Source organism: Chryseobacterium sp. 2TAF14 (genome assembly GCF_052115105.1).
Taxonomy (GTDB): domain Bacteria; phylum Bacteroidota; class Bacteroidia; order Flavobacteriales; family Weeksellaceae; genus Chryseobacterium.
Genome location: NZ_JBFRGA010000079.1, coordinates 1 through 10,699 on the forward strand (window position 1 = coordinate 1; position 10,699 = coordinate 10,699).

Annotated in this window: 9 protein-coding genes; 6 read left to right on the top strand and 3 right to left on the bottom strand. The window is 35.6% G+C overall.

Features of this window, described 5'->3' with window-relative positions; genetic code table 11:
- Positions 1 to 163 precede the first annotated feature (163 nt).
- Both AB4Y90_RS09940 and AB4Y90_RS09945 read right to left on the bottom strand, forming a co-directional pair.
- Complete coding sequence (locus AB4Y90_RS09940) at positions 164 to 643, bottom strand: hypothetical protein (protein WP_441557324.1); 480 nt, start codon at positions 641 to 643, stop codon at positions 164 to 166.
- A gap of 9 nt (positions 644 to 652) precedes the next feature.
- Entirely contained in the window at positions 653 to 1,858 is a 1,206-nt protein-coding gene (locus tag AB4Y90_RS09945) for a pyridoxal phosphate-dependent aminotransferase (RefSeq protein ID WP_441557325.1), read from the bottom strand.
- 271 nt (positions 1,859 to 2,129) lie between these two features.
- On the opposite strand from AB4Y90_RS09945, the gene AB4Y90_RS09950 reads away from it, so the two are divergent.
- The 6 genes from AB4Y90_RS09950 to AB4Y90_RS09975 all read left to right on the top strand — a co-directional run bounded on the left by AB4Y90_RS09950 (position 2,130) and on the right by AB4Y90_RS09975 (position 9,480).
- Entirely contained in the window at positions 2,130 to 4,715 is a 2,586-nt protein-coding gene (locus AB4Y90_RS09950) for a fibronectin type III domain-containing protein (RefSeq protein ID WP_441557327.1), read from the top strand.
- Between the two features lie 322 nt (positions 4,716 to 5,037).
- Positions 5,038 to 5,493, top strand: coding sequence for a DUF1801 domain-containing protein (locus AB4Y90_RS09955; RefSeq protein ID WP_441557329.1), 456 nt, complete (start codon positions 5,038 to 5,040; stop codon positions 5,491 to 5,493).
- Entirely contained in the window at positions 5,471 to 6,124 is a 654-nt protein-coding gene (locus AB4Y90_RS09960) for a YiiX/YebB-like N1pC/P60 family cysteine hydrolase (protein WP_441557331.1), read from the top strand. The genes AB4Y90_RS09955 and AB4Y90_RS09960 overlap by 23 nt, the downstream gene beginning before the upstream one ends.
- Before the next feature lie 289 nt (positions 6,125 to 6,413).
- Positions 6,414 to 6,719, top strand: a complete 306-nt coding sequence (locus tag AB4Y90_RS09965; protein ID WP_441557333.1) for an NIL domain-containing protein — start codon at positions 6,414 to 6,416, stop codon at positions 6,717 to 6,719.
- 265 nt (positions 6,720 to 6,984) lie between these two features.
- On the top strand, positions 6,985 to 7,536 hold the full coding sequence (locus AB4Y90_RS09970; RefSeq protein WP_441557334.1) for a LemA family protein: 552 nt from the start codon (positions 6,985 to 6,987) through the stop codon (positions 7,534 to 7,536).
- 3 nt (positions 7,537 to 7,539) lie between these two features.
- Positions 7,540 to 9,480 (top strand): DUF2207 domain-containing protein, encoded by a 1,941-nt coding sequence (locus AB4Y90_RS09975; RefSeq protein WP_441557335.1) that lies wholly within the window; start codon positions 7,540 to 7,542, stop codon positions 9,478 to 9,480.
- 224 nt (positions 9,481 to 9,704) lie between these two features.
- Here the strand turns inward: AB4Y90_RS09975 and AB4Y90_RS09980 are convergent.
- Positions 9,705 to 10,699, bottom strand: a 995-nt coding sequence (locus tag AB4Y90_RS09980; RefSeq protein WP_441557337.1) for a UDP-N-acetylglucosamine 1-carboxyvinyltransferase, incomplete at its 5' end; no start/stop codon positions are given.

Genomic DNA, 10,699 nt, shown 5'->3' on the forward strand with positions numbered 1-10,699 from the left:
GTGTTTGAGGGTGGGAGTGTTTGAGTGTTTCGATTAATTCTTCTGCAGTATTTACTTCTGCAAAATATTTTGCTTTTGCTTCTACTCCAAAAGTATTGAAAGGTTTTAGTGAAAAATTTTCCTGCATTGGATTGAGTAAATGTTTAGAATTAATTTGAGAAAGTTATTGATATTCCTGAGGAATAATTTTTAAAAGCTCCTGCTTGAAACGGGCAAACTGACTGTAATGAATGTCGCTTTGCGAATTAACGAAAACATGAGATTTTTTATTGGTTTTAATCTGGAAGCTTTCATCAATTCCGTCAATCGGCTGAATACTTGGTGAGCTTTTGATACTGTCTAAATTCTTGATTTTAAAAGACGAAGCCAGTTTTTTCCAGTTTTCCGGCTTTATGGCAGAATGCCATTCTTTGTGCTTTTTTGTTGAGGTTGCTCCGGTTTCAAAGTGAATTGAATCTTTTGTGACTTTTACTACTTTGTAATATCCCGACTGACCGCCAATTTCCGACAGGCCAATTAATGTAATCTCTTCGTTTTTAGGAGTAGGATTTTTGCCAGCAGTTTTTTCACTGCACGAAAAAAAAATCAGCAGTAAAAACATTGAAACGAAAATTTTCAAATCATCTATTTTTACTGCCGACATATTTTTAGATTAAAGATTAAACTCTAATTTGTATTTTTCAAGTGCATTTTTCAGGATTTCTGCACTTTTTCTTAGATCATCTTCCTTCAGAACGTAAGCAATTCTTACCTGTTTTTTTCCTAACTCGGGATCGCTGTAGAATCCTCCTGCAGGAGCAACCATAATGGTTTCGTTGTTCAAAGTGTATTTTTCAAGAAGCCATTGTGCAAATTTTTCGGTATCGTCTACCGGAAGTTCGGCAACGCAATAAAATGCACCTTTTGGTTTTGGGCAGATTACTCCCGGGATTGCGTTCAGCAAATCAACCAAAACATTTCTTCTGTGGGTATATTCTTCTCTTACGGCTCTGATGTAAGCTCCATCATTTTGGTGAGCGGCAGTTGCTGCGATTTGTCCTAAAAGTACCGGGCTTAATCTTGCCTGAGCAAAAAGCATTGCAGCATCACGAATTTTTTTTGAACGGGTAATCATGCATCCTATTCTTACGCCACACATCGAGTAACGCTTAGATTCAGAATCAATGATGATGCAGTTTTCGCTTAATTCAGGAAAAGCAAGCATTGAAACTTGTTGTTTTCCGTCATAAACATATTCTCTGTAAACTTCGTCAGAAATAACAACGATGTCATATTTTAAAGCAATCTCAGCCAACTTCTGAAGCTCTTCACGAGTGTAAAGATATCCTGTAGGATTTCCGGGGTTACAGATAACGATTGCTCTTGTTTTAGCAGTAATTTTCTTCTCAAATTCTTCAATCGGAGGAAGAGCAAAACCTGTATCAATAGAAGAAGGGATTGCTACCACATTTACATTGAATGTGCTTGTAAAACCGTTATAATTTGCATAATAAGGTTCCGGGATAATCACTTCATCACCATCATCACAAAGAGTGGAAATGGCAAAGTTTAAAGCTTCAGATCCACCGTTTGTTACAATAAAATTATCAGGAGTAAGGTCTGTAAAATCTAAAGAATGGTAATATTCTGTAAGCGCTTTTCTGTATTCAATATTCCCTTCTGAAAGAGCATATTCCAAAACTTTTAAATCAATGTTTTTTAAAGCATTCAGAGCGGTTTCAGGAGTTTCGATATCTGGTTGCCCGATATTAAGGTGGTATACTTTTGTGCCTCTCTGTTTGGCCTGTAAGGCAAAAGGAACCAGTTTTCTAACCGGTGATGGCGGCATCTGTTGTGCTCTGTTTGAAATGTTTGGCATTGTCTGAATTTTGTAAGCACAAAAATAACAAAAATATTTCGGCCTAAAAGAATATATCTGAATGGATGTTGATGATAATTTTTTAAGAAAACTCGATTTATTATATCTGTGTTAATAATTCTAAAATATAAATCATTTTATCTGTGTAACCGATTATGTTTTATTTGTATTGTGTTAATATTTGAATATATTTAAAAATAATTTAAAATAAATATTGCAATTTTAATTTTAATTCATAGTTTTACGCCGAACTAAATAAAATAAATAATTTATGAAAGGAAAACAATCGGCGTTGCTAAGTGCAATGGGTCTTCTTGCGGGATCTTTTGTATTTGCACAAAATTTTCACCCTATGCCAATTCAGTCTGGATTCAATGCAGACGTTATTGCAAATGGAGTAGGACCATCACTGTTGTCTACCACCCATGATACAGATGGTGTTGATAACACCTTTGTAGCAGAAGGATTTCAGGTAAATGCAAGTGCTACACCTTTAGCAGTAGGGGTTCCAGCAAACGGTATTATCAATTCTATAATACCTTCTACACCGCTACTTTCTTACCAGCTTGGAAACCTGAGTGGTAATAATGCACTTAGACTTGCTACCAATGATTCTGGAACTTTGGTTTTTACCAATCCTGTTGCTGCTACCAAACTGTATATGCTTGCTACAACGGGAAGCTCAGGGAGTGTTACTAATAATCTTACTCTTACAGTTACTTTTACGGATAATACAACTCAGGTTTTTTCACCCGTAAATGTTGTAGACTGGCATGGAGGAGCTAATGCTGCAATTCAGGGGATAAACAGAATTAAAAGATCTACTGATGTAATAGAATATCCTGCCAATAATCCAAGATTGTATCAGCATCAGTTTTCATTAGATGCAGCCAACCAGGCAAAACTTATCCAGAGTGTTTCTGTAACAAAGAATTCGGGTCCCGGTATCGGTCTTGTATTTGCTTTTGCTGCCGATGTTTATTCTGATTGTATGCCTCCGACAGTGCAGGCTGCAACAAATATTACATCAAACGGAGCCACGGTTAATTGGTCTGCATCGCCAAGTACGCAGGCAACCAGCTATTCTGTATATTACAGTACAAGCTCTACACAACCTACTTCGGCTACTGCGCCGCTTGTTAATAATGTATCAGGAACTTCTACTTCAGTTGGTAGTTTGCTGGCAAACACCACGTACTACGTTTGGGTAAGATCTAACTGTAATACAACTACAGGACAAAGTGTATGGTCTTTTTCAGGAAGCTTTAAAACACTTTGTGGTCCTATGACAGCAATGACCGAAAATTTTGATTCTTATACTACGGGAACTACATTACCGGATTGCTGGGTTAGACTTGTAAATACAAACGGAACACTTTCAATAAGTTCTACGACTCCGGCGTCGGGAACGAGAAATATCTATCAATACAGTACTACATCACAGAATCCTACTGTTGCTGTATTACCGGAATTTAGTAATGTCAACGCAGGAACTCATTGGCTGAAATTCAATGCAAGAGTGAATACTGCTACAGGAACATTAAATGTAGGATATGTTACCAATCCTTCTGATGCAAGTACTTTTGTTTTGTTACAGGCTTTAAGTTTAGCAAATACAAATTATACAAGTTCAAATCCTCAATACACGGTTATTGTTCCTTCTACAGTTCCTGCAAATGCAAGATTGGCGATTAAAAATACTGCAGACGGAAAAAGTTATTATTATGATGATGTTGTATGGGAACCGGTTCCTTCGTGCATTCCTCCTACAGCGGTAACGCTTTCTGCAATTACTGCTAATACTGCTACTGTTTCATGGACGGCGCCTTCTACTGCTCCGGCAAGTGGATATGAAGTATATTACAGTACAACAAATACAGCTCCTACTTCCACGACTGTTTTAACCCCTACAAACTCTACAACTTCTGCTACGACTTCTGCACCATTGAGCGGTTTGTCAGCAGTGACTACTTATTATGTTTGGGTTAGATCAAAATGTTCTGCAAATGATGTAAGCGAATGGTCGTTTATTTCAACATTTACTACCGAATGTGCTACTGTAACCGCTCCTTTCACTCAAACATTTGATAATGGAACTCTTCCAAACTGTTGGCAGAATCTGAATCCTACAACTACCGGAACTTATGCATTCTGGAGATTTTCCGGAAGTCCGGGTTATGGTGTGAGTACAACATTTAACGGAAGAACAGCAGGAACATATGCTTGGGTAGATGCAAGTTCGCCTTATGATGGGGTGCATGCAGTTCAATTGCTTACTCCTTTTATAGATTTAACAGGATTGACGCAGCCTTATATTTCTTTTGAGTGGTATAAAAATCATTCATCATCCAGTTCAAGTATAATACCATCAACATATGCCGATAATAAGCTTATTGTGGAAGTGAATAACGGAAGTGGTTGGGTATCATTATTTGCTGACAGCTCAAATGCTGGTCAATGGAGAACGGTAGGAATTCCTTTGCCGGCTTCTTATACAGGAACGACTATTCAGGTTAGATTTACTGTTGATAAGGATGTTGCTGGTAATGCTTATTTTTATGATGATTTATTGTTAGATAATATTGAAGTAAAACAAAATCCTAATTTATCGACTTCCGAAGCTTCAGCTAAAAAAGAGGTTTCTGTTTATCCGAATCCGTTCAGTGATGTAATATATATTTCTGAAACGAAAGATTTAAAAACCGTAAAAGTATTCGATTTAACGGGAAGAAATGTGAAAACCATTGAAAATCCTACTAAAGAGATTAGATTAGGCTCATTAAACTCAGGACTTTATTTGATTACAATGTATTACAAAGACGGTTCTCAAAATACTGTGAAAGCCATTAAAAAGTAAATTATTTTTGAATTATTTTTTTAACAGTCTTGCATTTATGTAAGGCTGTTTTTTTATTTTAACCTGAATTCAGGAGTATCATTTAATTTAAATTGTTAATTACTAAGAGCGTARTGATATGTGATTTTATATGAAGTCTGCTTATTCAGTGACTTGTCGCAACTCTCTGCACCCTAAAATCAAAATGGTTTCAAACAAAAACTTAGCGCAAAAAACAAGACAAATTTTAGTAATAAGCGATGTATAATCAGTTCTGCTTTATTTTTAATGAAATTTCAATTTAATCAAAGCCATATTATTAAATTTGTTGAAAATTGAAACGATGCAAATTCAATCCATCTCAGTAGAAGATTATATCTCAAAAATTCCTGAAGAAAGACAGGAGGTTTTCAAAAAAATGTACAATACGGTGAATGACAATTTACCAAAAGGTTTTAAAACCGGCATCAGCTACGGAATGATTGGCTGGAACGTGCCTTTAGAAACTTTTCCTGCAGGTTATCATTGTACACCAGGCTCGCCGCTTCCTTTTATGGGAATGGCTTCCCAGAAAAATTTTATCGCTTTGTATCACATGGGAATGTACGCCAAGCCGGAACTTTTAGACTGGTTTGTGACAGAATTTCCGAAACATTCAAAAAGAAAGCTTGATATGGGGAAATCTTGTATCCGTTTCAAAAAAATGGATGAAATTCCTTTCGAATTAATTGCCGAGCTGAGTAAAAAAATGACAGTACAAGAATGGATCGATACTTATGAAACAAATCTTAAAAAATAAATCTTCATTAAAACTGATTTTCTATTTCTCRATTCTGATTTTCTTTTCAGGTTGCAGAAATTCTCAGGCTTTAGGTTTAAAAAACGGCGATTTATTATTTGTGACGGCAAAACAAAATGGTTTGTCGGGTGCGATTAATAACGTAACCCAAAAACAGGAAAATGCTTCGTTTGACCATATCGGAATCTTACAAAAAGACAAAACCGGCGTCTTTGTTCTACATGCGGCTCCCAAAGAAGGTTCGCAAAAACAGAATTTAAATGATTTTTTAAAAGATCAGGAAAATGACGGGCAAAAAGTGATTGTTTACAGATTAAAACCTGCGTTCCAAAAAAATATTCCTGATGCAATAGAAAAGGCAAATTCTATGTTGGGAAAGCCTTACAATTTCAATTATATTTTAGATGAAAATTCTTACTATTGCTCAGATTTTATTGAAAGAGCATTCAGAAAAGACAAAATCTTCATCCTTGAACCAATGACTTTCATTGATCCTAAAACCGGGAAAACAAATGCATTTTGGGAAGAGTTTTATGCTAGGAAAAATCTAAAGGTTCCYGAAGGTGAATTGGGCTGTAACCCGAATGGTTTGGCTGCTTCAGATAAAATTGAAAGAATAAAAGAATTGTAATGATCTATTTTTTGCCACGAATACACGAATTTTTTTTATTTGAGTTAAATCAAATTAAATAATAATATTTTTTTTTTAATAATTCGTGCATTCGTGGCATTTTTACTGTTTAAACAGATACAAAGATTAGAGAAACTGAAAAGCTTCTCTTTTTTTTGTTAAAATTAAAAATTATTACCCTACTAATTTTGTAGACTAATAATTTTTTATACTTTTGTCAAAGAATAAATGAGTAAATATTTAAAAATATGTAATTCAGAAAGTAGTATTAATCAAAAATGTTTTAGTTATGATTACACGCAATTTGCAGGCTTTGCCAAAAAATGTAACCCTTGTCAGAAAAGAATTGATTCTTGAAGTGGAACTGAACGGGAAAATGAAATTCGATCATCTTTTAAATGCTATTTACGAGCAGATGGGAATTTGTTACAAAGTTTTAAGCGCAAATGTGGAGTATATGAACGGAAACAATTTTGGCTCATTTCAGTTATACATCAATGCAACACAGGAAGAATCTCAGCAACTGGAATTTTTCCTGAATAAAAATAAACTCTTGAATACCACTGTAGAATATACCTGCAGAAAATATTCATAAAGCTGTACGTCCATATAGTTTGAGAAGCGTTCAATTTATTGAGCGCTTTTTTTTAAAATTTAATTTACGTTAAGGTTATTTTGAATTACGTCAGTTCGAGTAAAATTCTGGAGGAATTTGTATCGAGAACTTTTGTTATCAACTTCTCGATACGATTTTTTCAAAATCTACTCGAAGTGACGGAATTTAAATTAATATTCATTGTAGATTTTATTCAATTCTCCGAGAAAAAGTTTATTTTTAATCTAAATAAAATTACAAAATTATGACTGCACTTATTATTGGTGGCGTTTTGGTTCTTGCGCTGCTTTACGGAGTATCTGTTTACAACCGTCTGGTAAAACTCAGAAATCTTGTTCAGGAAGCGTGGAGCAGTATTGATGTGATGCTCAAAAAACGTCACGATTTGATTCCTAATTTGGTAGAAACCGTAAAAGGTTACGCTACCCACGAAAGAGAAACCCTTGAAAATGTAACAAGAGCAAGAAATCTGGCGGTAAGTGCAGATTCTGTGGAAGGAAAAGAGATTGCAGAGAAAAATCTTAATCAGGCAATGGTAAATTTATTTGCCGTTGCAGAGCAGTATCCCGATCTGAAAGCTAACGCCAACTTCCAGCAATTGCAGGCAGAATTAACTTCCATAGAAAACGATATTGAAAAATCCAGAAGATATTACAACGGAACGGTAAGAGAAAACAACACTTTGGTAGAGTCTTTCCCAAGCAATATTATCGCAAATATGTATAAGTTTGAAAAATCTAAATTCTTCGAGCTTGAAAATATTGCCGACAGAGAAGTTCCATCAGTAAAATTTTAAGGAATGAAAAAGATTTTAGCAGTTCTTTTTCTCATTTTCATTTCTCTCGGTTTTGCGCAGGATGAGGTTGTAATTCCCGACCAATTGGCAATTGCCAACAATACAGAGCGTATTCTTAATTTCCATGCGAATATAAATGTTGATAAAAATTTAGGACTCAATATTACCGAAAAAATAAAAGTTCACAGCGAAGGTAACGAAATCAAACGTGGGATTTTCCGCTCGCTTCCTTTGGTGAGAAACCTGAATAACAGAACGCAGAAGGTAAAATATAATATCGTTTCCGTTAAGAAGAACGGTGTTGATGAAGATTTTCATGAAGAAATTGAAGACGGTTATCTCAAAATTTATGTAGGAAATAAAGATGTCATCTTATCTCCGGGAGATTACGATTATGAAATCAACTACACCACAGAAAAGCAAATCGGTTTTTTTGAAAAATATGACGAGCTGTACTGGAATGTGAATGGCAACGAATGGAATTTTCCGGTTGACAGTATTTCGGCAACGGTAAATCTTCCGCAAGGAGCCGGAATTATTCAGAATTCTTGTTACAAAGGCGGTTACGGAAGTACTTCTCAGGATTGTCTGGCTAAAGTTCTTTCTGAACATTCAATTGAGTGGAGCGCAAAAGATTTAGGATCTGGTGAAGGTTTGACGATTGCAGTTGGCTTTAAAAAAGGAATTATGATTCCGCCGCCGCCACCAACTTTTCTCGAGAAATTCGGGATTCTCATTGCGGGAATCGTGATCTTTTTAGGGTTGTTGTTTTATTACTATTCAACCTGGAAAAAATATGGAGTTGATCCTGAAAAACCTACGGTTTATCCGCAGTTTAATTCACCGGATGATCTTTCGCCGGCTTCTTTAGGCTTTATTCATTCCGAAAATTTTAAAAATAAATATCTCACGGCGGCTTTGGTTAATTTAGCTGTAAAAGGTTATGTGCAGATTATTGAAAACGAAGATTCAGGAGTTTTTGGCTTGTTTAAATCGAAACAGTTTACTGTGAAAAAGCTGAAAAACGCAGATCAGAATTTGCCAAAAGAGGAAATTAACCTGATGAACAGCCTGTTTTCCAATATTTCAGACAGCATAAAATTTGACGGAAAATATGATCCTAAAATTGAGCAGACAGTCCGAAGTTTTCAGTCTGCATTAAAATTTCAGCACGACAAAATGCTGAATGAAGGAAATAATTCTAAAAAACTGATTTTACCGATTCTGGTTATTTTAGGAGTTTATTTTCTCGGACTTTTCGTAAGCTTTACCATCTTCCCGGAATTTGAAAAAGTATTTTTAGGAATTTTCATTCTTGCTGTTTTAACGATAGCTTTTGTGATTGCCATTGTTTTGTTTAAATTTTATCCGGGTTTATTTAAAATTTTCCTTGTTTTTCCAGTGGTTGCTTTTGTGATTTTGGGAGTTCTTATTTATAAAGGAAGCGATTTTACGATTGACAATAATTTTAATGTATGCTATATTTTTATTGTCTTAGGTTTTATGTCACTTGTAATTTACCAGTTTTTAATTAAACGTCCGTCAGAAGAAAAGCTGAGAAAAAAATCTCTGATCGATGGTTTTAAAATGTATATGGGAGCTGCCGAAAATCAACAGCTTAAATTTCATAATCCCCCGGAAATGACGCCTCAGTCTTTTGAAAAATTATTGCCTTTTGCAATGGTTTTGGGAGTTGATGAAATTTGGGGCAAAAAATTTGACGATCTGCTCAAAAAAATGTCTTATGAATATCAAAGCAATTGGTATGTTGGTTCATCAATGAATCATTTTGCGATGGCAAGTGTGCTTAATTCGAGCTTAACCAATTCGATACAATCTTCGGCTACACAACCTTCAAGCTCGGGAAGTAGTTCCGGTTCCGGATCAGGCGGCGGTGGTTTTTCCGGCGGCGGCGGCGGCGGCGGTGGCGGTGGTGGCTGGTAAAATGTCGCTACAAGATTTTTAAAAATTTAATTTTATTTAAAAATAAATCTCTCGCAGATTAAGTAAATTAAGCAGATTTTAAGTTTAATTTAAAAAAAGAAAAACCGTTCAAAATATTATTCTGAACGGTTTTTTTATGATTTTCTTTATTAAAGTAAAAAGTAAAAAGTAAAAAGTAATTTTGCTAATTCCTAATTCCTAATTCCTAATTCCTAATTCCTACATTAAATTCTCTCAATATCAGCTCCAATCGCTTTCAATCTTCCATCGATATTTTCATAACCGCGGTCAATTTGCTCGATATTGTGAATGATCGATTTTCCTTCCGCTGAAAGTGCTGCAATCAAAAGCGCATTTCCTGCTCTGATGTCCGGGGAAACCATTGTCGTTCCACGAAGCGGAGATTCTTGGTTTAGACCGATAACAGTCGCTCTGTGCGGATCGCACAAAATAATCTGAGCACCCATATCAATTAATTTATCAACGAAAAATAATCTCGATTCAAACATTTTCTGGTGTACTAAAAGACTTCCTTTTGCCTGTGTTGCCACTACCAAAATAATAGAAAGCAAATCTGGTGTAAATCCTGGCCAAGGTGCATCTGAAACCGTAAGAATAGATCCGTCGATAAACTTCTGAATCTTATAATGTTCCTGAGACGGAATGTAAATATCATCACCGCTTTGCTCCAATTGGATTCCTAATTTTCTGAATGTATTTGGGATAACTCCCAGCTGGTTCCAGTTTACATTTTTAATCGTGATTTCAGATTTTGTCATCGCAGCAAGACCAATCCACGAGCCGATTTCAACCATATCCGGAAGCATGGTGTGCTCAGTTCCGCTTAAATGAGTCACTCCTTCTATCGTCAGTAAATTTGAACCGATTCCTGAAATATTCGCGCCCATTCTGTTCAGCATTTTACAAAGTTGCTGTAGGTAAGGTTCGCACGCTGCGTTGTAGATTCTGGTTTTTCCTTTCGCTAAAGCTGCAGCCATTACGATGTTTGCAGTTCCGGTTACAGAAGCTTCTTCCAGAAGAATAAATTTTCCGTTAAGCTCTTTCGCTTTTAATGAATAAAAATATTCTTCTTCATCATAATTAAATTCTGCTCCCAATTCTACCAAACCTTGAAAGTGAGTATCTAATCTTCTTCTTCCGATTTTATCGCCTCCCGGAGTTGGCATATAAGCTTCACCATAACGAGCCAACATGGGTC